Genomic DNA, 26499 nt, shown 5'->3' with positions numbered 1-26499 from the left:
GAGTGCTCCTCACATGTAGTTACGTTACTACATAGAGTTTATGTGAGTGGATCTTTTTGAGCAAGTTTTGAACGAAACCTCGAGTGCTCTCGCAAAATGGCACAGCGAAAACCGGGATGGGTGGGTGATACAATGAACTGACTGACGACAGCGAGATGCCAGCGTCAGGAAGGATAGCGGAGAGAGGTCACCAGAGCGGCGGCCGCGTGATAGCGGCGCGGCCGCCCTGTATTACTGGAAAGCGTAACTGACCGTCAGGCCCACGCTGTAGTTGCGCCCCGGTGCCGGTTCGAAATAACGGCTGTTACTTTCGTTGACGATCACCGAGCCCACGTAATTCCGGTCAAACAGGTTATCTACCCGCCCAAACAGATCCAGTGTCCAGCTGGCAACCTGCCACTTATAGCCGCTGTTCAGCGAGATAATAGCGTAAGAGGGCGCGCGGACGTCATTGCTGTCATCCGCCGCAATATTGCTCATGTAACGCCATTCTGCCCCGGCGTAAAAACCCTGTTCAGGGGCGTAAGCCAGCCCGGTATAAAGCATATTGCGCGCGATGCCGGGAATACGATTGCCGTTGCAGCTGTTGTCACCACAGGCATTGGTGCGGTAGCGCGCATCCAGCAGGGTGTAAGCCATCTTCAGCCGCCAGTCATCGTTAAACTGCTGATCAAGGCCCAGCTCCAGGCCACGACGCCGGGTTTCTCCCGCATTTTTATAGGTGGTACGCCCGCCGCTGCTGCTGTCAGCCACAATCTCATCCTGGGTATCGGTCTGGAAAATGGCGGCGCTGACCAGGCCATTGCCCAGCCGTTTTTTAGTGCCTAACTCAACCGTGTCGCTGGTCGCGGGTTTCAGCCCCAGATTCAGTCCAGACTGTCCGTCTGAACGATAGGACAGTTCATTTATTGTCGGCGTTTCGAAGCCGCGTCCGGCCGACAGATAGGTGTTCCAGCTGTCGTCAAAGGCGTACTTCAACGCGGCGGCGGGTAGCCATTTGTGGTAACGGGCATTGCCACTGTCATCGCCATTACCTGGCGTAATGTAAACATCGTTGGAGTCAAAACTGACCGTACTGAAACGGATGCCTGCATCCAGTGACCATTTTTCACTGAGCTGCCAGCTGGTTTGCAGGTAGGGATCAAGATTCCACATCAGGTTGCGTTCGTTGCGACGCATATTTCCCTGTTCGCCAAACTGCGTAACGCCGTTTACCGTGGTGAAATTCTCAAAACCTTTACGCTGCTCGCGCATGGTTTCGTAATCAAGTCCGCCGGTAAGCGTTACCGGAACCGAAAACAGGGCATCACGGTGCGTCCAGCGGGTATCAATGCCTTGATAGTGGCGAGTCAGGGAAATCACGCCACCGGGATGTGACGGGTTGCGCTGCACGCTGACAGGAATCGACTGGAACTGCGTCGTTTCACGCATACCGGCATACATCATCACACTGAGGTCGTCGTTTTCACTCATCTGGCGCTGATAGTGCAGGCCGCCCTGGGTTTGATCGACGGTTTTGCGCGTATTGAACAGCGAGACGGTGCTGACAACCTGACGGGGATTAGCCCGCCATTGTTCCGGCGTTAAGCCGCCCGGGTCCTGCGCGTCGATATGAACGCTGTTGAACAGTAACGTCAGGGTGCTGACGTCATCGATGCGCACGCCCAGCTTTGCATTACCGAGATTTTTTTGCGCGGCACTGTGGTCGCGATAACCGTGAGTGGTAAAGCGCGAGGCGGAAATCGTGTAGTTAACGTCGCCGGCATGTGTGCCATCGCCGGTGGCACCGCTGGCTTTCACGCTGTTGCGCCAACTGCCATAACTACCGAACCAGCTACCCGCTTCGAGCGTCGGGGGTTGCTGTCCGGTTTGGGTGATGACGTTAATCACGCCGCCGGAGGCGTTGCCATACAGCGCAGAAAACGGCCCACGCAATACCTCCACCCGATCAATCGAGCCGATATCAATGTTAGACGTTTGTCCCTGACCATCCGGCATGGTGGCAGGAATGCCATCAACATAAATACGCAGGCCACGCACTCCGTAAGTGGAACGGGAACCAAAGCCGCGCAGGGACAACTGCAGGTCCTGGGCGTAATTTTGTCGGTTCTGGATCTGCAATCCTGGTACGCTGGTCAGGCTTTCTGACAGGTTAACGCGCGGCGCGGCCTGGCGCATATCATCGCCGTTAACCACGCTAACGGCGGCAGGCGTATCAAGTTCGCTCAGGCCTTTTGCGGACGGTGCCGTGCTGACGACCAGCGTATTATCGCCGTCTGCTGCGAAGAGCGGCAGCGAAGAAAATGTGGCAGGCAGGACTAAAAACGGCATGCTGACCCGACGTAATCGCTTAATATTCATTTGTATTTGGCCTGAAAGCGTGGATTCCCTGGGTATGTCGCCTGCCAACCCGCGGCTTAAAACCACAGCGGTTAACGGCAGGTCGCGAAACTAGTGGTGCTAAACGAACCAACTGGAACAATCGCGGCATATATTAATAGTTTTGTCAGTTGTTTGGAAATCGTAAATGATTGATCGGTTTATATGATCGTCATGGCGTTAAAACGTCATTCCCTCAGCGCGGTTAATCCCGAGATAGCGCACGACGAGCGGGCAGGCGGGCAAGCCAGTAAGGCAATGGCCAGCGGACGTACAGGGTCACAGGTGCTACATTTTAGCGTGCACCGCCGGGTACGCTTAAGGCGGACAGCACTAATCAAAAATAAGGAAATCAGCATGAAACAACCTGATGTTGCAGTACTGGGATTAGGCGCCATGGGGCACGCCTTTGCCGCCAATTTGCTCAAAAAAGGTTTCAGTGTTTACGGCTGGAACCGCACCCGCGCACGGGGCGAAGATTTGATTGACGCCGGGCTGACGTTAGCCGCTTCTGCCGCGGACGCGGTGCAGCAGGCCGACGTCGTGATTGCGATGTTATCGGACGGTAGCACCACAGAGCAGGTGCTGCATGAGGCGAAAGCGGCGTTAAAACAGGGCGCAACCCTGTGCCAGATGGGCACCATCGGTGTGGAAAAAACCGATGCGCTGATTGCCTTCTTCGCTCAGGAGCGCCCCGATGTGGTGTTTATTGACGCGCCGGTTTCCGGCACCAAAGCCCCCGCAGAAAACGCCCAGATTCTGGTGATGGCCAGCGGCGATCGGTCCCGTGCTCAGGCAGCAGAAGCCGTGTTCGGCGCGATAGGTAAAGGAACGCAGTGGCTGGGTGAGGCGGGCAAGAGTTCGCGCATGAAGCTGGTCATCAACAGCTGGCTCATTGGTCTGATGCAGAGTCTGGCCGAAAGTACCCGGCTCGCCGACCAGTTTGGATTTTCCACCGACGACCTGTGGCAGGTGCTGGACGGCGGCCCGCTGGCCGTGCCCTATGCCAAAATGAAGCTGGGCATGATCGCCAGCGATGATTATACCCCGCAGATGCATCTGCAATGGGCGCTCAAAGACGCAAGGCTGGCGCTGGACGCCTCTGAGCGTTCACTGCCCGCACTGGAAAATATCGCCAGCGTCTGGCAGCAGGCCGTGGAAGCCGGGCACGGTGAAGAGGATTTAGCGGTGATCTACAAGTATCTTAAATCGCAATGAGTTCGACGGTCAGTTTTGATTTCAGCACCCGCCCGCTGGTGCCGCTGGCGCACGATTATCCGCATGGTGCCACAGAACCTTGGCACCATCACAGCTGCGCGCAGCTTATTCATACGCTGAGCGGCGTAGTGCGGGTTGAAACGGAACTGGGCAGCTGGACCGTACCGCCCAGCCGTGGCGTCTGGCTGCCTGCCTTCACCCGCCACAGCTTACACATCACCGGGGCGGTCGCTGCGCGCACGCTGTTTATCGATCCCTTTGCCAGAGCCGATCTTCCCGCCAGCTGTCAGGTCGTGCAAATTTCTGCGCTGCTGCGCGAGCTGATTATCAACGCCATCGATTTGCCTGTGTCCTACGCGCCAGCCAGCCGCACCGAACGGATTTATGAATTGATCCTGGATGAGATACGCAGCATGGACGTGCTGCCTTTTGCCTTGCCCCTGCCACAGAGTCCACGTTTACAGGCGCTCTGCCTGCAGGTTCAGGCTGACCTGTCTGGCGACTGGTCGCTGGCGGCAGCCAGCGCCAGGCTCAACCTGTCTGGTCGAACACTGGCTCGCCATTTTGTACGTGAAACCGGCCTGCAGTTCAGCGACTGGGTACGGCGAGCCCGCGTGGCTATCGCCCTGACGCGGCTGGCACAGGGCGACAGCGTATTGCGCGTGGCTCTGGATCTGGGCTATGAAAGCCCAAGTGCCTTCAGCGCCATGTTTCGCCGTCTGCTGGGCGTGTCACCAACGGACTACTTTCCTGCGGCAGAAAGTGGCTCGCCGCGTTAAGCAATGCCTGCAGTGCGGCGCGCGACGTATCATTGTCGATGCTGACGCCCCAGTGGCGTTCACCCTGAAGATTCATGCAGCTGACATAGGCGACTGAGCGGCTGTCGCTGCGTTTTCCCAGCGTATGTTCATGATAATGTTCAATGGTCAGCGCCAGGTCCAGCGTCTGACGCAGTGCCGTAACGGCGGCGGAAAGCAGGCCATTCCCGCTACCAGTCAGCGGCACGGTGCGGTCGTGATGATGGACGTGAGCGCGCAACTGCGTCTGCTCGCCCGACTCGCTTTGACTGTGTGCATCCATCAGGCGCAGGGCAGGCTGTTCAATCTGATAGTGACGGCAAAAAAGTTGCCAGACAGCATGCTGCGTCATTTCTTTTCCATGCAGATCGGTTTCCTGTTGAACACAACGGCTGAAATCCTGCTGCAGTGCGCGGGGAAGGTGCAGGCCGTGGTTTTGCTCCAGCAACCAGGCCGCGCCGCTTTTACCTGACTGACTGTTTACCCGGATAACGGCTTCATAACTGCATCCAATATCGGCAGGATCGAGCGGCAAATAGGGGATCTGCCACCGCGTTTCCTGGTGCTGGTGGCGATAAGCGAATCCCTTTTTGATCGCATCCTGATGAGAGCCGGAAAAAGCGGTAAAAACCAGCTCGCCTGCATAGGGATGACGGGGATGGACCGGCAGTTTATTGCAGTCGGTGACCACCTCAATCACCCGGGCCATATCGCTAAAATCCAGTCCTGGCGCAATGCCCTGGGTATAAAGATTTAACGCCAACGTGACTAAATCGACATTACCGGTACGCTCACCATTGCCAAACAGGCAGCCTTCAATGCGATCAGCACCCGCCAGCAGAGCCAGTTCCGCGCAGGCCACGCCCGTCCCCCGATCGTTATGAGGATGAACGCTGATACATACCGCGTCACGTCGGCTAAAGTGACGGCAGAAAAACTCTATCTGATCGGCGTAAACGTTGGGCGTATTAACTTCAACGGTGGCCGGCAGGTTAATGATCATCGGCCGTTCCGCGCTGGGTTGCCAGACGTCGGCGACCGCTTCACAAATCTCCAGCGCGAAGGCGGGCTCTGTAAAACAGAAGGTTTCCGGCGAGTACTCAAAGCTCCACTGTGTTTCGGGCGCGGCCTCACAGGCGGCTCGAATCTGTTGTGCGCTTGCGGTCGCCAGCGCCACGATCTGTTGTTTACTCTGATTAAACACGCGCTCACGAAATAAGGGAGCGGTTGCGTTGTACAAATGCACAATGGCGCGCGGTGCCCCTTCCAGTGCGCAGAAGGTTTTTGCAATCAGGTCCTGACGCGCGGGCGTTAATACCTGCAGCGTCACATCATCTGGAATTCGCTTTTGTTCAATCAGGTCGCGCACAAAGTCAAAATCGGTTTGCGAGGCGGAAGGAAAGGCGGCTTCAATTTCTTTGACACTGCAGTCCAGCAGCAACTGCCAGAACTGAAGTTTTTGCGTGCGGTTCATCGGTTCCGCCAGCGCCTGATTTCCATCCCGCAGGTCAGTAGACAGCCAGCGCGGCGCACGGGTGATCTGTTGTGAAGGCCACTGGCGGTCGGCCAGATCAACGGAGGGGAACGGGCGGTATTTCTCAGCCGGGTGCATCAACATAGTCATCTCCTTGTAGGTGTTTAAGCCAGTGTGGCGTGGCGAGAAGTCTGTCGCGCGCGGAAAACTGACAACCTGAAGCGCAAAAGTGACAACCTTGTTGACGGCTTGTGGCGCTGCGTGCGCAGGCGTTTGCCGAAGCGGAAAGAGAGCGGTAGCATAAGCCGATGTTTCCCAAGGTGGTTTCCTATGCTGGTTTTTGACGGGCACAACGATCTGTTACTTAATCTGTGGCTGTACCATCGCGATGCGCCCGCAGAGGCATTCTTTGCGGGCGTGCCGAAAGGCCATCTGGATTTTTCTCGTATGCAGCAGGGCGGTTTTGCCGGTGGGCTGTTTGCTCTTTTTGTACCGCCGCAGGACTACCTTGCTCAGGTCGCCCCGGCGCGTGCGGCGCAAGAAGCCTATGAGCCACTGACGATTATGTGGCAGCAACTGGCGATACTGCAGCAAATAGCCGCGCAGTCAGACGGGCGCGCCAGGCTTTGCCACTGCGCCGCAGAGATTGAAGCCTGCCGCGCTGAAGGGGTTCTGGCGCTGGTGGCGCATATTGAAGGCGCTGACGCCCTGGACGCAGACGGGGAAACGCTGAATGCCTTTTATCAGGCTGGCGTCCGCTCCATCGGGCCATTCTGGAACCTGAAAAACCGCTTTGGTGAAGGCGTTAACGGCAGTTTCCCGGGATCGCCGGACACCGGCCCGGGGCTGACGGCAGAGGGGGAAAGGCTGATCGGCCAGGCCGCTGCGCTACACATGATGATTGATGTTTCGCATATGAATGAAAAAGCCTTCTGGGATACGGCCCGCCTGTCAGACGCGCCCCTGGTTGCCAGCCACTCCAACGCCCATGTTCTGTGCCCACAGCCCCGAAACCTGACGGATGACCAGCTCAAGGCTATTCGCGCCAGCGGTGGGGTGGTCGGTATTAATTTTGGCAACGCTTTCCTTCGCGCGGACGGTAAACGTGACAGCGACACCGATCTGGCAGAAATCGTCAAACATTGTGATCACTTGATTAACATAATGGGCGACAATCATGTGGCGTTCGGATCGGACTTTGACGGGATTTCGCCGCCGGAAGCGTTGGGCGACGTGAGCGGTCTGCCGCGATTGCTCGCCGTTTTTCGCGACTCGGGCTATGATCAAAACGTACTGGAGAAATTAACGTGGGGAAACTGGCTGCGGGTTTTGCAACAAACCTGGCTGGGTTAACACGTTTTCTTACGGGCTTTTCATTGATTTCACTGTGCGGTCTGCGAGAAAATAGTGTGACAAGGTTCGCATTTCAATCCCTGTCACACTGCTGTTTTGCAGTAATTTATTTGTCTGTTTATCTATAAGGAAGAAAATTATGTGGAAAAAACCAACGTTTGTTGATCTGCGCCTCGGTCTGGAAGTCACGCTGTACATCTCCAACCGCTAATCATTTGCCCGCCGTTTGCGCGGGCATTTCGTTTCAACACCTGGTCCCTTTCATGTTTATTAAAGTCCTTGGATCTGCTGCAGGCGGTGGATTTCCGCAATGGAACTGCAACTGCCCCAACTGCCAGGGTGTGCGTAACGGCACCCTCCAGGCCACGCCGCGTACTCAGTCCTCGATCATCGTTAGCGATAACGGAGAAGACTGGGTTTTATGCAATGCCTCTCCTGACATCAGCCAGCAGATTTTGCACACGCCAGAACTGGTTAAAAAAAACGTCCTGCGCGGTACAGCCATCGGCGGCATAATTCTTACCGACAGCCAGATTGACCATACTACGGGCCTGCTCAGCCTGCGTGAAGGCTGCCCACATCAGGTGTGGTGTACGCCCGAAGTTCATGACGATCTGACCACCGGCTTCCCGGTCTTTACCATGCTCAAACACTGGAATGGCGGACTGCAGCATCGGCCCATTCGTCCGTTAACGCCGTTTAACGTCGATGTTTGTTCGGATCTTCAGTTCACCGCCATCCCGATTCTCAGTAATGCACCACCATACTCGCCATACCGCGATCGTCCGCTACCGGGCCACAACGTGGCGTTGTTTATTGAAAATCGCGCTAATGGTCAGACACTGCTGTATGCGCCAGGCCTTGGTGAGCCGGATGCGGTGATCCTTCCCTGGCTTGAGCGGGCCGATTGCCTCCTGATTGATGGGACGGTATGGCAGGACGATGAGTTACTGACCGCCGGAGTGGGCAAAAATACCGGAAAAGCGATGGGGCACCTGGCGCTGGCCGACGAGCAGGGGCTGATGGCATTACTCGCCCGGCTGCCGGCAAAACGTAAAATTTTAATTCACATTAACAACACCAATCCTGTCCTTAACGAACAGTCACCTCAGCGGCACTTCCTGTCACAACAGGGAATAGAGGTGAGTCACGACGGGATGGCGATACATCTTCAGGACTAAATCATGCTGATTACGGAAACCCTATCGCCGCAGGCCTTTGAACAGGCGCTGCGTGATAAAGGCGCGTACTACCATATTCATCACCCTTACCATATTGCGATGCATAACGGCCAGGCCACGCCTGAGCAGATTCAGGGCTGGGTGGCGAACCGCTTCTACTATCAGACCAGTATTCCGCTCAAAGATGCGGCGATCATGGCCAACTGCCCGGACCCGGCGACCCGGCGTAAATGGGTACAGCGCATCCTGGATCACGATGGCAGCCAGGGCGACGATGGCGGCATTGAAGCCTGGTTACGCCTGGGCGAAGCGGTGGGCCTGAGCCGGGATGAGCTGGTCTCGGAACAGCATGTCCTGCCGGGCGTGCGGTTTGCGGTTGATGCCTACCTCAACTTTGCGCGTCGCGCTAACTGGCAGGAAGCCGCCTGCAGTTCCCTTACCGAACTCTTTGCCCCCCAGATTCATCAGTCGCGGCTCGACAGCTGGCCTCAGCACTATCCGTGGATCAAAGAAGAGGGCTATTTCTATTTCCGCAGCCGCCTGAGTCAGGCGAACCGCGACGTTGAACACGGCCTGGCGCTGGCGCTGGCATTTTGTGATACCGCTGAAAAACAGAACCGTATGTTGGAGATTCTGCAGTTCAAGCTGGATATTCTGTGGACGATGCTGGATGCCATGACAATGGCTTACGAACTCAAACGCCCGCCTTATCATAGCGTTACGGATAAGGCAGCCTGGCACACAACCCGACTGGTATAACGATGAACGAACACGCAATTGCCGCTTTTCGCCGTGGCTACCGTATGCAATGGGAAGCGGCTCAGGACAGTCACGTCGTGCTCTATCCAGAAGGCATGGCGAAACTCAATGAAACGGCCGCCGCCATTCTGGAGCTGGTGGACGGCAAACAGGATATTGCCGCCATCATTGCCATCCTGGATGCCCGTTTTCCCGAAGCAGGCGGCGTCGGCGAGGATGTCAAAGAATTCCTGCAGTCAGCGTATGAACAAAAGTGGATACAGTTTCGTGACCCAGCATAAACCCGGCGTGAACCCACCGCTCTGGCTGCTGGCAGAACTGACCTACCGCTGCCCGCTCCAGTGCCCGTACTGCTCGAATCCGCTGGATTTTGCCCAGCAGGAAAAAGAGCTGAGCACCGAGCAGTGGATTGAGGTGTTCCGCCAGGCACGTGCCATGGGCAGCGTGCAGCTCGGCTTTTCCGGCGGTGAGCCGCTGACGCGGAAAGACCTGCCCGAACTGATCAAAGCGGCGCGCGATTTAGGTTTTTATACCAACCTCATTACCTCCGGGATCGGCCTGACGGAGAAAAAGCTGGAGGCATTCAGCGACGCCGGGCTGGATCATATTCAGATCAGTTTTCAGGCCAGTGATGAAACCCTGAACGCAGCGCTGGCCGGGTCGAAAAAGGCGTTTCAGCAGAAGCTGGACATGGCGCGCGCGGTCAAAGCCCATGGTTATCCCATGGTGCTGAATTTCGTCCTGCACCGTCACAATATTGACCAGATCGATAAGATCATCGATCTCTGTATCGAGCTGGAAGCCGATGACGTGGAGCTGGCGACCTGTCAGTTTTACGGCTGGGCGCAGTTAAACCGCGAGGGCCTGCTGCCAACCCGTGAGCAGATTGCCCGGGCCGAAGGCATCGTTAACCAGTACCGTGAACGCATGAGCGACAGCGGTAATCTGACCAATCTGTTGTTTGTTACCCCAGATTACTATGAAGAACGTCCCAAGCCGTGCATGGGCGGATGGGGCGCTATCTTCCTGAGCGTCACGCCGGAAGGCACGGCACTCCCGTGCCACAGCGCACGCCAGCTGCCGGTGGCTTTTCCCTCTGTGCTTGAGCAGAGCCTGGAAGATATCTGGTACCACTCGTTTGGCTTTAATCGCTATCGGGGCTTTGACTGGATGCCGGAGCCTTGTCGCTCCTGTGACGAAAAAGAGAAAGATTTTGGCGGCTGTCGCTGCCAGGCCTTTATGCTTACCGGCGATGCAGACAATGCCGATCCGGTGTGCAGTAAATCCCCGCACCACGGTAAAATTCTTGATGCACGCCGTGAAGCTGACTGTAGCGACATCAAAATCGGCCAGCTACAGTTCCGCAATCGCAGCAACTCTCAGCTGATTTATAAAACGCGGATTCTGTAATGCACACACGTTGCCTGCAACTCAACGGACTGAAGGTGACGCTGATCCACCAGCCGGAGGCCAGTCAGTCAGCGGCACTGGTGAGCGTTGCGGCAGGCAGCCATGATGAGCCGGATAGCTGGCCCGGCCTGGCGCATTTGCTTGAGCACCTGCTTTTTACCGGCAGTCAGCGCTGGCCAAATGACGGGCGGTTGATGAGTTGGGTTCAGGCCTGCGGGGGGCAGGTGAATGCCAGCAGCCAGGCCCGCCAGAGCGCGTACTTTTTTGAAGTCGCGCCTGAGAATTTTAGCGAAGGTCTGCTGCGCCTGCAGGATATGCTGAGTGCGCCACGATTAACCCTTGAGGCTATCCGCCAGGAGATTGGCGTTATTGATGCGGAATACCGGCTGCTGCAGCATCATGCTCCGGCGCGGGCGGAAGCCGCTATCTTCACGCCGGTGACGTTCCCCGCCGTATTTCAGCGCTTCCAGACGGGCAACAGGGTAGCTTTTGGTGACAACGTCACAGAATTGCATGCTGCATTGTGGGCCTTTCATCAGCGTTTTTATCACCCCGAGAATATGACGTTGTGGCTCCAGGGGCCGCAGTCTCTGGAAGCGCTCACCGATCTGGCAGAAACCTTTACCGCCGCATTTTCCCCACGTCCATTGCAGCTGCGCAAGCGTGCCAGCATCGTCCCGCAACCGGTTCAGCTGTCCCCCGACCGGAGCCTGGCCTTACAGCAGGAAGGGCCGTCCGCGCTGTGGCAAAGCTGGCTGTTACCTGCCGCATTTCGTGACAGTGTCACTCTGGTGCGGGAATTTTTACTTGATGAGGCGCCGGGTGGCTTACTGGCCTCGCTCCATGCGCGCAACATCGCGACCGGCCTGCAGGTGAAATGGCTTTATCGATCTGACACGACCGACTGGCTGGCGATAACGGTCGCCAGCGAGCAGCCTGCGCCTGTGATGGCACTCCTGAATGCGTTTCTGCAGGCGTTAAGTCGTACCACCACGGCGCAACGGCAACATTACTGGCAACTGGCACAGCAACGGCTGGCTGCGCAATCGCCACTGATGCAACTGCAGGCGCGAGCACTGGGCTTTGCGGCCGTGGGTGAATGTCCTGATATCTCTGCCTTATTGAGCGAACTGTCCACCCGTGCCGCGACCACGCTTTTTTGTACCGCCGATATGCAGGGGGAAAAGCGTCTTGTACAGGGCTATGAACTCGCGCTGGCAACCTGGCAGGTGCCAGCGCACCGTAGCCCGGCGGTTAGCTGGTCATTTTACCCGCAGCAAAGTCCTTTCCCACTCAGAGATGCGCCCACGGATGTGGCGGTTCTGCCGCATATCGCGCCGGATACGTCGCCGGGTACGCTGGTGCTGCGCCCCGAGCTGTTTACCACGCTCGCGGCGGGCCCGGCATATGACCATGCCTTACGGCCCGTCTTTGCGGTGTTACGCCATTTTGCCGCTAGCGGCGAGTGGCGCGACGTTCAGGGCGTCTGGCAACTCAGGCTGCAGTTGCCGTCAGACAAGACACTGCTCAGCGCGGCGCTGGCGCAGCTTCTGCAACGCCTGAGCCAGCCAGCCAGCGCATCCTCACCACATATACCGGGCATTGCGATACGCGAGTTGCTGCGGCAACTGCCTTACCAACTGGCTACCTCTGTGGAGCCTGCAGGCTGGCGTGCCGTCCTGTTGGGTGGTGATGCTGACCAGCAGCGGATCGTGGCGCAGCAGCTCAGTGTGCTTAAGGTGAATTCCCCGACGCGTCCGGCTCCCGCATCGGTTGCCGGTGAAACCTGTATCCCCCAGGCGACGGATGACAGTGCTGTTTTGCTGTTTATTCCCCTGGACGACGGGCAGCAACTGGCAGCGCTTCGTGCTCTGGCGCTGATCTGTGAGCCGCGTTTTTACCAGCGCTATCGCGTTGAGCAGCCGGTAGGTTATGTGGTCAGCTGCCGCTACCATCGCAGTGTGGACACCGATGGCCTTCTTTTTGCCTTACAGTCGCCGGATTGTCCGGCATCAACATTGATTCAGTTCTGTGAAGCCTTCCTGCATGACATGACGCCTGGCGTTGCACAATGTGATATCAACCCGATCAAAACTCAGCTCATGGGGATGAAAGAAGACCCCGAGGTGGCAGCCCTGCGTCAGGCGAACGGCCTGACCAACCTTGAGCCTGAAAAGGTCGCCTCACTGACTCAGGAAGCGGTGCAACAGCTGCATCAACGATTGTTAACCTGCCGACACCGCTGGCGCATTCTCTACACTAAAGGTAAGAATTAAAATAATCACTCAGTGATATTGCTGAATAAATTTGATTGTTTACGCCAAATCTCTTCACTTTTTATTCGCGTTTATATGCCCCAAACTCAGATGGACGCCATAAAATAAGGAATAGAAAGTGAAGAATGTAAAACGTTTAACTCTGCCACTGCTCGCGGCTGCTGCGCTGTATGTCCCTGCTTCTCAGGCAGAAGCCATGCATTATCAACTCGACCCACAGCATACGTCTGTAGTGATGAGCTGGGAGCACTTCGGCTTTTCGCATCCTACCGCTGATATTCCAGATGCTACAGGTTCCCTGGTGTTTGACAGCAGCAAACCTGAGCAGTCGCGTGTCGACGTTACCCTGCCGGTAAGTAAAATTGACAGCCATGTCGCTGCCCTGACCAAAGAATTCAAAGGTGCGGACTATTTCGACGTTGCGAAATACCCCAGCGCCACCTTCCGCAGCACTAAAGTCATCGCCAAAGGCGATAACAAGTTTGATGTAGAAGGGAACCTCACCCTGAAAGGTATTACCAAACCTGTCACACTGCACGCCACGCTGAACAAGCAGGGCGAGCATCCGATGGTGAAGAAGCAGGCGATTGGTTTTGATGCCACCGGCACCATCAAACGTTCAGACTTCAAACTGGACAAGTATGTGCCAGCGGTCAGTGATGACGTGAAACTGACGCTCTCTACCGAAGCGTACGCGAAGTAATTCTGCGTTTGCGTTCTCAGCCCGGCACTCAGGTGCCGGTTTTTTTTTTGCCTGGCCTGGCTACGGGCAACCCGGCAAACAGGCAGCGTCTGCATTCAGCGTTGTCAGGCCCTGAACGAGTCGGCGGCACCGAAACCGGCTCAAAAAGCGCCAGCATTGTCTGAAAAAAAAACACTTCATCACGCTATTTTCGGCGGCTGAAAAAGCCTGAGCCCGTCCCGCGTAAAATTAATCCTCTGCCGTACCTAAAAAAATGAGGCGAAAATCACAAATTTGCATCGTGATTTTATCGACGCCTGCGCGATATAACGTTGACAGAAAAGCGAGGGGGATCGTCATATTTAACTTGTTGTTTTAAAAGGATAAGCTCACAACCCACCTTTGCGATTAAAATGTGATTTCTTTCACATAAATAAGCCATCTGTACGCGCTGTCAATACATCACCTAAATAAATTCCTCTCATTTTTGTGATCTTAATTGCAAATATCAGTCTGTTATCCCGAAACAATAGCGTCAGACGCATTAAGCCAGAAGGAAGTCAGGATGAGAATCGGAATGGTAATTAGCGGCGGCGACGTAACCGGCATTAATAATTTCATTTTCCAGGTGGGCAGAATGACCCAGGCGGAAATGGTGTTATTTAATGGCGGTATTCCTGGACTGCTGGATAATGTCTGTCAGGAAATATCGCAGCGTGATTTACTGGATTTTTCCATCACGTCCATTCCGGTGATGCAGTCGGGCAGAACTGCGCGAAAATTAATTCGCAGCGAATATGAAACCATTGCCCGGCAGTTAAAAACATTACGCATTGATGTATTAATTCTGGCTGGCGGTGACGGGTCGCTGCAATTTTTGCACACGCTGAGTGAATTTGGCGTCAACTGTTTTGGCATCGGAATGACCATTGATAACGATGTCTACGGCAGTGATTATACCGTGGGTTTTTCCACCGCCTGTGAGCAGGTTTTAAAAGAGGTGGCAAAGCTGAGAAACACCGGTCGGGCCTTAACCGGGCGTGTGTTTATGGTAGAACTGCTCGGTGGTTATTGTGGTGAGCTGACGCTACAGTCCGCCATAAAATCCAATGCCGATTTTGCGCTGATCCCGGAGTGCCAGATTCCCACTGGCGTGCTGGCAGAACGCATCACTCAGCGGCTCAGCGAACAGAACAGCGTGGTAATCCTCTGTTCAGAAGGTTACACACGAGAATATTCACCGGGATTTCAGGGCGCGATTGATACATTAATCAAGCAACTTGAACCGTTGATCGGCGTGCGTATTCGCAAAACGATCGTCGGCTATGGACTGCGTAATGGCGACCCCACCTGTGAGGAGATTTATCAGGGCACCATTATGGCAAGTGAAGTCGTCCGTTGTATTCAATCCGGGATGCGGAATAAAGCCGTCATTATTAATGGCAGCAATAAGCCTATTCCGATTGACTTAATAAGCATGAAAAAACGCCTGGTCGATACAGAAGGGCACCATTATAAACTCGCTAAACAACTGCATATATTGTGAGGAGAAAACATGCTGAAAATTTTATGTGTCTGTGGTTGCGGTCTGGGATCAAGTTTCGCTATCGAAATGAGTGCGAAATCAGTTTTAAAAAAACTGGAGATTGAAGCCGATATCGATCACACCACGATTTCAGAAGCTAACGCATTTAAATCCGACATGATTTTAACGCAAAAAGCCTTTGCGGATGTCTTAAATGCCGACGCCACACCAGAGCAAATTAAACGCGTAATTATATTAAATAAACTCACCGATAAAGCTGAAATTGAGCAAAAGATCGTGGCTTTCTTAAAAGAACGTAATGTGAAGGTTGCTAATCATGAATAGTGTAATCAATTTTCTGGTTAAAGACTTATTGGGGCAGGCGTCTATTCTGATCGCGTTTATTGCGCTAATCGGACTGGTCCTGCAAAAAAAATCGGCCGGGAAGGTCGTGGAAGGGACCTTTAAAACCCTTCTGGGCTTCTTGATCATGATGGCGGGCATCAACATTATTGTGGGTGCGCTCACCTTCCTTAACAGCATTTTTACCCACGGTTTCGGTATGCAGGGCTACATCACCGACGTGGCCGCGATTGCCGGGCTGGCAAACCGCGAGCTGGGCTCGGAAGTGGCCATGACGCTACTGGTGATCTTTATCGTCAATATCATCATTGCGCGCCTGACACCGTTTAAATACATCTTCCTCACCGGTCAGGCGCTGTTGTGGATGGCAACCATCGGGGCCGTGATCGGCTACAAAGCCGGTCTGACCGGATTACCGTTAATTCTGACCGGCGGTATTTTCGGCGGCATTATGGCGGTGGTGATGCCGGCACTGGCACAGCCGGTGGTGCGTCGTATCACGGACTCGGATGACGTCGCGCTCGGCCACTTCTGCACTATCGGTTATCTGCTCACGGCGGCGGTGGCGAAAGTCGTCGGCCGAGGCTCACGCTCAACGGAAGATTTAAAGCTCCCCGATAACTTTAAGTTTTTGCAGGACACCTATCTGTCTATGGCGGTGGTCATGGTGCCGATGTACCTGATTCCCGCTGTGGCGGCAGGTCCAGCCTTTATCGCCCAGTACAGCAGTGGTACCAACTACCTGATGTATGCCTTTATGCAGTCTATCCAGTTTGTGGCGGGCGTCTTTGTTTTATACAGCGGCGTGAGACTGCTGCTGAATGAACTGGTCCCGGCCTTCCGCGGCATTGCGATGCGACTGGTGCCGGATGCCAAACCTGCACTCGACTGCCCGGTCATGTTCCCTTATGCGCCTAACGCGGTCATCGTCGGCTTTCTTGCGACCACGCTCGGCTCTGTTGTGGGCATGCTGGTCTTCCCAATGTTTGGTCTGGCGATGATTCTGCCCGGCTTGCTGACCAACTTTTTTGCCGGCGGTACAGCAGGCGTATTTGGTAACGCACTGGGTGGACGGCGCGGGGCGATGATTGGTGGATTCGTCCACGGATTATTTATCACCTTCCTGCCCGCCATTCTGGTACCGATGCTGGAAAGCTACGGCTTCACCGGCGTGACCTTCAGTGATTCCGACGTGATCAGTACCGGTCTGGTTCTGGGACATGCTTTCCAGCATAACTGGCTGTTTGTCGCCGTATTCGTTGCTTTTGTTACCGCTATCGCCTGGTTTGTTAACGGAAAATCCACTAAGCCCCGTGAGGAAAACGTGCATGAAACTTTATAACTTTACCGAATTGCTGAAAATTGCCAAAGAACGTGAATTTAAAGCGGTAGGGTCGTTTAATTTACACTGTCTTGAGATGTTGCCGGCGTTTTTTAAAGCGGCAGAAAATACGCACAGTCCACTGATGATTCAAATATCAACCGGGACCGCGAAATATCTGGGACACGAATTATTGGTTGATGCCATTAAGTCATTATCCAAAAGTAAAAATATTCCGACCTGCTTGCATCTGGATCACTGTTCCGATTTAGACGCGATTCAGACGGCAATTAATGCCGGATTCAGTTCAGTAATGTATGACGGTTCACATTTATCGCTGGAAGAGAATATCGCGAATACCCGCAGGGTGATTGATATGGCCCGCCCCGTGAATGTTTCCGTCGAGGCTGAGCTGGGCGCGATCGGCGGTTCTGAAGACGGAAAATGTGTGGAAATGAGCGATATCGTGTTTACCACGGTCGAGGATGCGAAACGCTTTGTGGATGAAACCGGTGTGGACATGCTGGCCATCTCCATCGGTACCGTTCACGGCCTTTACACCGGTAAAGCCCACATCCAGCATCAACGCCTGGCGGAGATCACGGCTGCCACGGGAACGCCGCTGGTCCTGCACGGCGGAACCGGGGTCAGCGATGAGGACATGCGTCTGGCCGTGGGCAGCGGTATCGAAAAAGTTAACGTAGGTACGGAAATGAATGTGCAGTGGGTTGCCCAGTGTAAAGCGACCTTTGAGAAAGGCAAAGTCAATGACAGCGTGCGTAATTTCCTTGTGCCTGCCAATAATGCCGTCACCAATGTATTAGTTGAGAAAATGCAGCTATTCCGTTAAGCACTTTTATTATCCCGACGTGAATAAACCTGAGGTGCCCTGGCGCTTTTCGGGGCAGGAGACGCTATGTTTGGATTCATGAAAAAGAAAGGGGGAAATAATGCCCCAGATGATGCAGAACGGGATCGTCAGGCAGAAAGTGTCAGTGAAAAAATAACGGCGCTGGAAGCGAAACTGGCGATTAATTCAGGCGATATTGAAACGCAGAAACAATTAATGCTGGAATATAATCGTGCATTATCCCTGTTTGCGAAAAGCCGTCGTTACCGGGATGACATTGATCCTCTTTTTGTGAAAATTGATGAATTACGTAATCTGGTGCGTAAATCAGTTTAAGGAGCAGTAATGACCATTAAACAGTTATTACAGGAAGCCAATGCTGTTCAGGTAGGCATTGCCGCCAGGGACTGGCGGCAGGTGATTGCCATGGCGGCAAAACCGTTGGTGGAGGGCGGTTATGTTCATGCCTCTTATCCTCAGGCGGTCATTGATAATACGCTGACGCATGGTGCCTATTACGTGTTTGAAGAAGGTATCGCTATTCCCCATGCCCGCCCGGAAACGGGCGTTATCCGCGACTGCTTCAGCATGGTATTGCTGGCGGAACCCATCTCGTTTGAGGGAAGCGATAAGGCGGATATTGTGATCATGTTTGGTGCCCGCGACAGTAATGCGCACATAGAAGAGGGCATTCGCGCCATTGTCAGTATGCTTGAGGATGAAGAGACGCTGGTAAAATTACGGCGTGCCAGCAGCGTTGCGGAAGTAATGGAGATCCTATGACCAGTGAGACTGACATAAAGCGCGTGGTGTTAGTTAACGGGATTCCTGCCTCCGGGAAAAGCACGCTGGCCCGCACGTTGTCACAGCGCTTTTCCTTGCCGGTGTTAACGCTGGACAGCCTGAAGGAGCCGTTTATGTCCAGCTTTGCGCCGGTCGATCGCCAGCGCAACCGACAGCTGGGCTGTGCGGCTTATCAGGCTATCTGGAATATCATCGGCCAGTCGCCCAGCGACTGCGTATTCCTGATTGATGCCTGGTTTGGCTTTCAGCCTAAAACGGTACTGGAGCAGGGATTACAGCGGGCTGGCGTGAATGACGTGCTGGAGGTGTGGATGCAGATCTCACCGGACGCCGCCGTGGCACGCTACCAGGCGCGGCTGACGCAACGCATGCCGGGTCATCCCGGTGCTGAGTACCTTCCTGAGTTGCGTCGTCTGGCTGAGGAAGCGCAGCCGATGGCACTGGGGCCGCTGTTAAAGGTCAATGCCAGTGCTATCGACGAGCACGCCGTGATCCAGTGGCTGGCTCAGTCTCTGGGCCGGGCAGGCTATACTGCTTCTGATGAGGATAATACCGAGGAGAAGCAGCATGCCACAGCCGCCTTATCTGCAAACGGGCGAGAGCGTCGTGCTTTATGATGGCGTTTGCAAACTCTGTACAGGCTGGGTGAGTTTCCTGCTGCGCCATCGACTGGCGCAGCAGGTCCGTTTTGCTGCAGTGCAAAGTGAGCAGGGCAAAGCGCTGCTGAAGTGGGCGGGGTTGCCGGAGGACAATATCAATACCATCGTCTATATCCGTGGCGATCGGCACTGGCTGCGGGCACAGGCGGTGCTGCGTGTGATGCAGCAGCTACCGATGCCGTGGCGGGCGCTGAGCGTGCTGCGCTGGTTTCCCCCGCGCATCAGTAATTTTTTTTACGACTGTATTGCGCTAAACCGCTACAGGTGGTTTGGCCGCCACCCGGCTCAACAGGCTATTCAGGCAGATTATCCGGGCCGCTTTCTGCCGCCACATCCCTAACCGCAACGCGGTTGCAGTAAAAAACACCACGAATGTGAATTAAAACCTTCATTTTCCTTCAGGTTTACTAATATTTTACAGGCAGGTTTACCGCGCGATGGAAACGTAATGCGCTGTGCCTGAGCGGTATTATTATTGAAAATGGAGATGAAAATGCGCAATACCTCTGGACGATCGGCCGTTGCCGTGACGCTTTATGCTCTTCTGGAACCCGTGCCGCTTGGCTTTTTTGTGGCAGCCTGGTTGTTCGACATCATCTATATGAAGACCTATATCATTCTCTGGTCAATCAGTGCCAGCTGGCTGATTGCCATCGGCCTGGTGATGGCCATCCTGCCCCGAGTAATTAGTCTGGTTTATATGTTTCGCGGCAGTACCGCACCCGAGAAAACCCATTTCTGGCTTTCCCTGGTTGCCGTTCTTCTGGCTATCGCCAATGCCTTTATTCACAGCCGTGATGCTTATGCCGTGGTGCCTACGGCGGCTGTGCTGTCGACGCTGGTCGTGATACTGCTGCTGCTGGCGAATGTGCAACTTGCACTGCGTCAACGTACTGCTTAAGGAGAAGCCATAATGAAAATGCCGCAACATTCCCTTATTGCGCTGACGATGATGGCCCTGCTGACGGGTTGTGATACCGGTGCGACAATCGATCCGCAAAAGCAAACGGGTGCCAATCCCGAATTACCCGAAGCCAAAAACTTTATGGTGCCGCCAATGCAGGTGCCTAAAGGCGTGCCGTGGAAGAACGGTGAAAAACCCACGGTGGCGCAGGGCCTGAAGATTGAGAAGATTGCTGACCATCTTCAGCATCCGCGTCAGGTTTATGTGCTGCCCAATAACGATATTCTGATTGCCGAATCCAACGGCATGCCCAAACCCACGACGAAACCCAAAGAGTTAATCACCGGTCTGGTGAAAAATGCCTCGGGGAAAGGTGGTAAGGGCGGCAACCGCATTACCCTGCTGCGTAACGTTAACGGAAAATGGGAACAGCACCGCTTTATTGACAACCTGAGCGCCCCGTTTGGTATGCAGCTGGTGGGTAACACCTTGTATGTCGCCAACGCAGACAGCCTGGTGAAATTCCCTTATACCGAAGGACAAACCGAAATTCGGACCGCTCCGCAACGGGTTACCGAGTTACCTGGCGGCCCGATCAACCACCACTGGACCAAAGCGCTGCTCGCCAGTCCGGACGGCAGTAAACTCTATGTTGGCGTGGGTTCCAACAGCAACATTACCGAGAACGGCATCGGCGCAGAATATCGCCGCGCCGCCATTCTGGAAGTGGATGCCGCCAGCGGTGCCAGTCGTATCTACGCCAGCGGTTTGCGTAATCCCACCGGTCTTGGCTGGGAACCCCAGACGAAGCAGCTGTGGGCGGTGATTAACGAGCGTGACGAAATCGGTTCGGACCTCGTGCCTGATTACCTGACCTCCGTGAAAGAGAACGGCTTCTATGGCTGGCCCTACAGCTATTTTGGTCAACATGTGGATGTACGGGCACAGCCGCAGCGTCCAGACCTGGTCGAAAAAGCGATCAAGCCTGACTATGCACTAAGCTCGCATGTCGCCCCGTTGGGATTGCTGTTCTATGGCGCGGAGAATATGCCACAGTATCGCGGCGGCGCATTTATCAGCGAGCACGGGAGCTGGAACCGTAAACCGCTTAACGGCTACAAAGTGGTTTGGGTGAAGTTCGAGAACGGAAAACCGGTGGGGCAACCGCAAACTGTGGTATCGGGCTTTTTAACCGAAGATGAAAAAGAGGTGCGCGGCTTACCGGTCGGCCTGGACAGTGACAAACAGGGCGGTTTAATCATCGCAGATGATGCGGGTGATTCCATCTGGCGCGTCAGTTCGGCGAACTAAGCGATAAATAGCAGGCATAAAAAAAGGATTTGGCATCACGCCAAATCCTTTTTTCTTGTGTTCGTTGCCCGGCGGGTAACCGGATGGCGAACGAGGTGCTCAGCACTCTCCACAAACAGATTGTAAAGAGTGCCGCCGCAGACTTCAAGTTTAGCCAGAATGCTGTATATTTATACAGGTGTTGAGTGTTGAGCATCGCCTCATGGTTAACTGACTGCTTCCAGGGGAGCACGGTTACATAAATCCCGGCAGGTAACAGGTGGTGCTGACCTGTGGCTTAAACCATGAGTGCCGCTCAGCCCTCTCCACAAAGATGTGCTCAGGCACCCGGCGGGTAAGGGTAAAGCCCCGGCTGCTGAACAGCGCGCTCCTGTTGTGGGAGAAGGAAAGTGATGGAACTGACAAAGCTGATTCTGGAGATTATCCGGATCATCTTGCAGATCATCGTTGCCCTTATGCAACTGACCGGTCATGCAAACTAACCGGAACTTTGACCAAGGCGGAGCTAACCACTCCGCCTTTTTCGTTGTCAATTGCCTGTCATCTTTCCCGGCTACAGTGGCGCGGCAATCAGGCGCCCGAAAGGCACGACTTATCCAGACATCAGACCAGATCAGGGAGTTTTTTCATGTCACTTGCCGCAGTCAAACCCGCCAGGCTTCAGCAGACCGAAATTGACACCAGCGTACGTATGCGTGAAACCGAGGTTGGGGCGCAGTGTGAAATTTTGGCGCACAGTTACCTTGAGTACAGCGCCATTGGCGATTTCTCTTACGTCGGCGAGCACTGCTGCATAGCCGATACCGAAATAGGCCGCTTCACCGCCATCGCCAATCAGGTGCGTATTGGCGCGCCCAACCATCCTATGGATCGGGCATCACAACACCGCTTTACCTATTGCCCAGAGTATTATGATGCTGCCGCGACGCGCGACCACGGTTTTTTCACGGCGCGCCGTGAGGACCGGGTAGTGATTGGCAACGACGTCTGGATAGGCCATGGCGTGATTGTGCTGCCGGGCGTGACGGTAGGCGATGGGGCGGTCCTGGCGGCGGGTGCGGTGGTGACGAAAGACGTTGCGCCTTATACCGTGGTCGGCGGTGTGCCAGCAAAACCGATTCGCGTTCGCTTTCATCCGGCCATTGCAAGCCGGTTACAGCACATTGCATGGTGGAACTGGCCGCTGGAAAAAATCATGGCAAACCTGGCCGATTTTCAGTCAGACGACATTGAGCAGTTTTGTGCCAGACATGGCTGAGAACGTCAGAAAAGCCAATAAACGGTGGCGAACGCCACCGTTTGACGTGCGGGTTAGCGCTTAGCGCGCGCTTCCTGCACCTTGCTGGCGATACGGTCGCCGATGGTTTGATCGATATTGCGCCAGTAGGCAAAGGCACGTGAAAGCACCGGTTCTTCAACGCCGTTCAGCAGATGCCCGCTGACATTATTCACCAGCCTGTCGCGCGCGGCGTCATCCATCACCTTGTTGATTAAGGTATTTGCCTGGCCGACGTCGTCATCGTCCCGACGCAAAGTGTAAGGCGCACGCACCATATCACCGCTGGCAGACCAGACAGAGTCGGTGGGATAACGATCGCCATCGGCGGCGGGGCCACCTTTGCTGTTAGGAGCATAAACCGGATCGGACACCGGGTTCATGCGCATCGCGCCATCTTTGCTGTAGCTGTTCACCGGCGACTGCGGGGCATTAACCGGAATCTGCTTATAGTTCACCCCAAGTCGTGCGCGGTGGGCGTCGGCATAGGCAAACACGCGACCGAGAAGCATCTTGTCCGGGCTGAGTCCAATGCCAGGCACCAGATTATTGGGCTCGAAAGCGGCCTGTTCAATCTGCGCATGGTTATCGGTCGGGTTCCGGTTGAGCGTCAGCTTGCCGACTTTGATTAGCGGATAATCACTGTGCGGCCAGACCTTGGTCAAATCGAAAGGGTTGTAACGATAGTGGTCAGCGTCGGCAAACGGCATGATCTGCATGTACAGCGTCCAGCTCGGGAAATGGCCGTTTTTGATAGACATGAACAGGTCACGCGTGTGGTAATCGCCATCTTCCCCTGCCAGCTTGTCGGCTTCTTCCTGCGTCAGGTTTTCAATGCCCTGATCGGTATGGAAGTGGTATTTCACCCAGAACTTCTCACCCTGGTCATTCACCCACATATAGGTGTGGCTGGAGTAACCATTCATATGACGCCAGTTTTTAGGGATACCGCGATCGCCCATCAGCCAGGTGACCTGGTGTGAGGATTCGGGTGACAGGGTCCAGAAATCCCACTGCATGTCGTTGTCACGCAGATTGTTATCGGCGCGGCGCTTTTGCGAGCGGATAAAATGCTGGAACTTCATGGGATCGCGAATAAAGAACACCGGTGTATTGTTGCCCACCATGTCGTAATTGCCTTCGCTGGTATAAAACTTAATGGAAAATCCGCGCGGATCGCGCCAGGTATCCGGACTGCCGCGCTCGCCAGCCACCGTTGAAAAACGCATCACGACGTCGGTTTTCGTGCCCGGCTGAAAGACTTTGGCTTTGGTGTAGCGACTCACATCTTCAGTCACCTCAAAAAAGCCAAACGCGCCGCTTCCTTTCGCATGGGGTTGCCGCTCAGGAATGCGCTCGCGGTTGAAGTTGGCCATTTGTTCAATCAGGTAGTGGTCGTGAAGCACCAGCGGACCGTCGGGACCGACGGAAAGGGAGTGTTCATCGCTGGCGACGGGGATACCAGCGTCTGTTGTGGTGGGTTTACGCTCATCATGACTCATTGAAATTGTCTCCATTTTTGTAAGGGTAATGCATGGAGTAAGCGTAGCGTAAATCTGGAGACAGCAACGGCCGATCCCGCGCCGATGTGCATTTTCACGGCGCCCGCCCGTTTCTGACGCGCTTTCCGCACCTGTCCTGCAACGCCTTGCTAACGCAGAGGTTGTGTCTTTTTGACTGACCACCACAGGTTGTTGCCTGAGGTGATTAATACGTGACCGCTCTCGCAATTTACTTATTTCCCCCACAACAACGGTTGCGCGTTATCGCGTAAAGAGTAAATTCTATTATAACTTCACAGTTAGTTGTGAAAAAGGAAAGTACATTACAACCCTGTTACTAAGGATTGAGCCTCATGTCAGATTTAAAGTTTGCTACACGTCTTAACTCATTCGCTTCAGGGGCACATCTCTACTGGCCGGATTTGCAGGGCAAACCCTCTGTACTGCAAATGGTTGCGCGCGCGGGCAAGGTTAAAGGCTTAACGCATTTGGATCTCAACTATCCCCAGCACCTGACCAGTGATGTGAAAACCCTGCGTCAGGCTATCGACGACGCCGGCCTGGCGGTCAACGGCATGCAGATGCGCTGGGATGCACCGCAGTTCAAAATCGGTGCGTTCACGCATCCCGACGCAAAGATTCGCCGTGAGGCGATTGATCTGACCAAGCGCGGCATCGATACCGGCCGCGAATTTGGCTCGCGGTTAATGACGTTATGGATGGGGCAGGACGGTTTCGACTACTGCTTCCAGGTCGATTACAAAAAAATCTGGGAGGATGCGGTGAGTGCGGTGCGTGAAATCGCCGACTATGCGCCGGACGTGGATGTGAGCATTGAATACAAACCTAATGAGCCTCGCGCCTACAGCATCTTTCCTAACGTAACAACCTGCCTGCTGGCCGTAGAAGAAGCCGGTAGCCCTAATCTGGGCATCACGCTGGATTTTGCCCATGTCCTGTTCGCCAATGAAATTCCTGCCTGGGCGGCGGCGATGGTGGCACGTCGTTCAAGGCTGCTGGGGCTGGATTTGAATGACGGCTGGGGCAAACGGGATGACGGGCTGATGGCGGCATCGGTTAATCCGCGCGCCACGCTGGAGTTTCTGTGGCAGATGCAGCGCGATGGTTATCAGGGTGCCTACTATTTTGACACCTTCCCGGATGCCAGCGGGCTGGACCCGGTGCGCGAAGCAGAAATCAACATCGCCACCGTGACGCGATTACTCAAGCTTTGCGACCAGCTTAACGATAATCCCGCATTGATGGAGGCGATAAGCCGCCAGGACGCTGTCGCCTCACAGCAAATCGTCAACGACATTATGCTGGCGCGTTAATGCAGGGCGTCAGTTGCAGAACAGCAAAATCTTACCCTACAAATGCATAATAAAAGGCTGAAAAAATGAAAAAACGTTTACTCGCCGTCATCGCTTCCTCGCTGCTGTGCGCCAGTGTCTATGCCGCAGAGATGGCGCCGCTCAAGTCCGATACCGAACAGGATCGCACCGAATGGTCGCAGCTCGACAGTAAATATGGCGCGATGCCCAAGATCGATAAATCGCTCAAAATCGGTGGTGTCTCTAAAACCCTGACCAATGAATACTGGCGTTTGCTGGGCGAGGGTTATCAGAACGCCGCTAAAAAATATGGCATCACCGTGGCTTATCAGGCCGCAGCGAATGAAGACGATCAACTGGGTCAACTGTCGATTGCCGAAACCATGATTTCCCAGGGCTATAACGGCCTGCTGGTTTCCCCGCAAACCGACATTAACCTTGAGCCTGCACTGGAAAGCGCCAACAGTAAAAAAATCCCGGTAGTGAACGTTAACGATGCGGTTATGCCGGATGCGGAACATTACGTCGGTAACGTCCAGAAAGACAACGGTGTGCGGGTGGCGAAATGGTTTATCGAGCACCATCCGCAGGGCGGCAAAGTTGCGGTGATTGAAGGCCAGCCTGGCGTCTATGCTGCCGGACAGCGCACCAGTGGATTTAAAGAAACGCTGAAAGCCAACGGCAAGTTCAATGTGGTGGCCAGCGTACCGGCCAACTGGAGCCGTGAGCAGGCATTTAACGCCGCCAGCACTATTCTGCAACAGCATCCTGACCTGATCGGCTTTTACGCCAATAACGACACCATGGCATTGGGTGTCGTGGAAGCGGTGCGTTCGATGGACAAAGCCAAACAGGTAGCCGTATTTGGTACTGACGGGATCTCCGATGCTTATGCGTCCATCAAGCGCGGTGAACTGACCGGTACCGTGGACAGCTTCCCGGTGCTGACGGGTGAAGTGGCGATGGATGTGATGCTGCGTTTGATTAACGGCCAGAAAATTTCACGCGTGGTTTCCACCCCGCAGGCGCTGATCACCAAAGAGAATGCGGATGCATTTTCCACCAAAGACATGGACAAGCTGCGTCAACTGTTAGCGCAACAGTAAGCCTGGCGGAGAGCG

26 protein-coding genes are annotated in these 26499 nt (G+C 54.7%); 23 read left to right on the top strand and 3 right to left on the bottom strand.

Annotated features, from left to right (window positions below):
• Nucleotides 1–231: 231 nt before the first annotated feature.
• A complete protein-coding gene (pqqU, locus tag FBY13_RS01055; RefSeq protein ID WP_145393249.1) occupies nt 232–2361 on the bottom strand; it encodes a TonB-dependent receptor PqqU in 2130 nt (709 codons plus the stop codon).
• Nucleotides 2362–2664: 303 nt separating this feature from the next.
• Here pqqU and FBY13_RS01050 point away from each other — a divergent pair, with 303 nt between their 5' ends.
• Nucleotides 2665–3597 (top strand): NAD(P)-dependent oxidoreductase, encoded by a 933-nt coding sequence (locus tag FBY13_RS01050; RefSeq protein WP_186440777.1) that lies wholly within the window; start codon nt 2665–2667, stop codon nt 3595–3597.
• Nucleotides 3594–4376 (top strand): helix-turn-helix domain-containing protein, encoded by a 783-nt coding sequence (locus FBY13_RS01045; protein WP_063879537.1) that lies wholly within the window; start codon nt 3594–3596, stop codon nt 4374–4376. The genes FBY13_RS01050 and FBY13_RS01045 overlap by 4 nt, the downstream gene beginning before the upstream one ends.
• Here the strand turns inward: FBY13_RS01045 and leuA are convergent.
• Nucleotides 4297–6012, bottom strand: coding sequence for a 2-isopropylmalate synthase (gene leuA, locus FBY13_RS01040; RefSeq protein WP_145393247.1), 1716 nt, complete (start codon nt 6010–6012; stop codon nt 4297–4299). The genes FBY13_RS01045 and leuA overlap by 80 nt on opposite strands.
• Nucleotides 6013–6198: 186 nt before the next feature.
• On the opposite strand from leuA, the gene FBY13_RS01035 reads away from it, so the two are divergent.
• The 19 genes from FBY13_RS01035 (at nt 6199) to FBY13_RS00940 (ending at nt 22524) form a co-directional block, all read left to right on the top strand.
• Nucleotides 6199–7221, top strand: a complete 1023-nt coding sequence (locus tag FBY13_RS01035) for a dipeptidase (protein ID WP_145393246.1) — start codon at nt 6199–6201, stop codon at nt 7219–7221.
• A gap of 139 nt (nt 7222–7360) precedes the next feature.
• The gene (gene pqqA, locus FBY13_RS01030) at nt 7361–7432 is read left to right on the top strand and encodes a pyrroloquinoline quinone precursor peptide PqqA (protein WP_009090272.1); all 72 of its coding nucleotides are present in this window, start codon (nt 7361–7363) and stop codon (nt 7430–7432) included.
• Between the two features lie 52 nt (nt 7433–7484).
• Nucleotides 7485–8402 (top strand): pyrroloquinoline quinone biosynthesis protein PqqB, encoded by a 918-nt coding sequence (pqqB, locus tag FBY13_RS01025; RefSeq protein ID WP_063879540.1) that lies wholly within the window; start codon nt 7485–7487, stop codon nt 8400–8402.
• Nucleotides 8403–8405: 3 nt separating this feature from the next.
• Nucleotides 8406–9161, top strand: coding sequence for a pyrroloquinoline-quinone synthase PqqC (pqqC, locus tag FBY13_RS01020; RefSeq protein WP_096010667.1), 756 nt, complete (start codon nt 8406–8408; stop codon nt 9159–9161).
• Nucleotides 9162–9163: 2 nt separating this feature from the next.
• On the top strand, nt 9164–9442 hold the full coding sequence (gene pqqD, locus FBY13_RS01015) for a pyrroloquinoline quinone biosynthesis peptide chaperone PqqD (RefSeq protein WP_145393245.1): 279 nt from the start codon (nt 9164–9166) through the stop codon (nt 9440–9442).
• The gene (gene pqqE, locus FBY13_RS01010) at nt 9429–10571 is read left to right on the top strand and encodes a pyrroloquinoline quinone biosynthesis protein PqqE (RefSeq protein WP_096010666.1); all 1143 of its coding nucleotides are present in this window, start codon (nt 9429–9431) and stop codon (nt 10569–10571) included. Before pqqD ends, pqqE begins: the two co-directional genes overlap by 14 nt.
• A complete protein-coding gene (pqqF, locus tag FBY13_RS01005; RefSeq protein ID WP_145393244.1) occupies nt 10571–12847 on the top strand; it encodes a pyrroloquinoline quinone biosynthesis protein PqqF in 2277 nt (758 codons plus the stop codon). The genes pqqE and pqqF overlap by 1 nt, the downstream gene beginning before the upstream one ends.
• Nucleotides 12848–12965: 118 nt before the next feature.
• Nucleotides 12966–13550, top strand: a complete 585-nt coding sequence (locus FBY13_RS01000; RefSeq protein WP_063879545.1) for a YceI family protein — start codon at nt 12966–12968, stop codon at nt 13548–13550.
• A gap of 544 nt (nt 13551–14094) precedes the next feature.
• The gene (locus FBY13_RS00995; RefSeq protein ID WP_109716327.1) at nt 14095–15075 is read left to right on the top strand and encodes a 6-phosphofructokinase; all 981 of its coding nucleotides are present in this window, start codon (nt 14095–14097) and stop codon (nt 15073–15075) included.
• A 9-nt stretch (nt 15076–15084) separates the two neighbouring features.
• Nucleotides 15085–15399: a PTS sugar transporter subunit IIB gene (locus FBY13_RS00990; protein ID WP_063879547.1), complete on the top strand. Its 315-nt coding sequence runs from the start codon at nt 15085–15087 to the stop codon at nt 15397–15399.
• Nucleotides 15392–16759, top strand: coding sequence for a PTS sugar transporter subunit IIC (locus FBY13_RS00985; protein ID WP_063879548.1), 1368 nt, complete (start codon nt 15392–15394; stop codon nt 16757–16759). Before FBY13_RS00990 ends, FBY13_RS00985 begins: the two co-directional genes overlap by 8 nt.
• Nucleotides 16746–17588, top strand: coding sequence for a class II fructose-bisphosphate aldolase (locus FBY13_RS00980; RefSeq protein WP_096010663.1), 843 nt, complete (start codon nt 16746–16748; stop codon nt 17586–17588). Before FBY13_RS00985 ends, FBY13_RS00980 begins: the two co-directional genes overlap by 14 nt.
• A 66-nt stretch (nt 17589–17654) precedes the next feature.
• Nucleotides 17655–17924, top strand: a complete 270-nt coding sequence (locus tag FBY13_RS00975; protein WP_063879550.1) for a hypothetical protein — start codon at nt 17655–17657, stop codon at nt 17922–17924.
• Nucleotides 17925–17933: 9 nt separating this feature from the next.
• Nucleotides 17934–18371, top strand: coding sequence for a PTS sugar transporter subunit IIA (locus FBY13_RS00970; RefSeq protein WP_063879551.1), 438 nt, complete (start codon nt 17934–17936; stop codon nt 18369–18371).
• Nucleotides 18368–19009: a hypothetical protein gene (locus tag FBY13_RS00965; protein ID WP_063879552.1), complete on the top strand. Its 642-nt coding sequence runs from the start codon at nt 18368–18370 to the stop codon at nt 19007–19009. Before FBY13_RS00970 ends, FBY13_RS00965 begins: the two co-directional genes overlap by 4 nt.
• Nucleotides 18960–19391, top strand: coding sequence for a thiol-disulfide oxidoreductase DCC family protein (locus FBY13_RS00960; RefSeq protein WP_109716328.1), 432 nt, complete (start codon nt 18960–18962; stop codon nt 19389–19391). The genes FBY13_RS00965 and FBY13_RS00960 overlap by 50 nt, the downstream gene beginning before the upstream one ends.
• Before the next feature lie 153 nt (nt 19392–19544).
• Nucleotides 19545–19952 carry a DUF2231 domain-containing protein gene (locus FBY13_RS00955; protein WP_063879554.1) on the top strand — a complete coding sequence of 136 codons (408 nt, stop codon included), beginning with the start codon at nt 19545–19547 and terminating at the stop codon, nt 19950–19952.
• A gap of 12 nt (nt 19953–19964) precedes the next feature.
• On the top strand, nt 19965–21266 hold the full coding sequence (locus tag FBY13_RS00950; RefSeq protein ID WP_145393243.1) for a sorbosone dehydrogenase family protein: 1302 nt from the start codon (nt 19965–19967) through the stop codon (nt 21264–21266).
• A 628-nt stretch (nt 21267–21894) separates the two neighbouring features.
• Nucleotides 21895–22524, top strand: a complete 630-nt coding sequence (locus FBY13_RS00940) for a DapH/DapD/GlmU-related protein (RefSeq protein WP_063879556.1) — start codon at nt 21895–21897, stop codon at nt 22522–22524.
• A 53-nt stretch (nt 22525–22577) separates the two neighbouring features.
• On the opposite strand, the gene FBY13_RS00935 is transcribed toward FBY13_RS00940, so the two are convergent.
• The gene (locus tag FBY13_RS00935) at nt 22578–24044 is read right to left on the bottom strand and encodes a catalase (protein WP_063879557.1); all 1467 of its coding nucleotides are present in this window, start codon (nt 24042–24044) and stop codon (nt 22578–22580) included.
• Between the two features lie 353 nt (nt 24045–24397).
• Here FBY13_RS00935 and FBY13_RS00930 point away from each other — a divergent pair, with 353 nt between their 5' ends.
• On the top strand, nt 24398–25378 hold the full coding sequence (locus FBY13_RS00930) for a TIM barrel protein (protein ID WP_109716330.1): 981 nt from the start codon (nt 24398–24400) through the stop codon (nt 25376–25378).
• A 65-nt stretch (nt 25379–25443) separates the two neighbouring features.
• Nucleotides 25444–26484 carry a substrate-binding domain-containing protein gene (locus tag FBY13_RS00925; protein WP_145393242.1) on the top strand — a complete coding sequence of 347 codons (1041 nt, stop codon included), beginning with the start codon at nt 25444–25446 and terminating at the stop codon, nt 26482–26484.
• Nucleotides 26485–26499: the final 15 nt, after the last annotated feature.

The organism is Pantoea sp. SJZ147, assembly GCF_007828605.1.
Classification (GTDB): Bacteria; Pseudomonadota; Gammaproteobacteria; order Enterobacterales; family Enterobacteriaceae; genus Pantoea; species Pantoea allii.
Note: the sequence above shows the minus strand (reverse complement) of the source record. Positions and strands in the feature narration are given on the sequence as shown.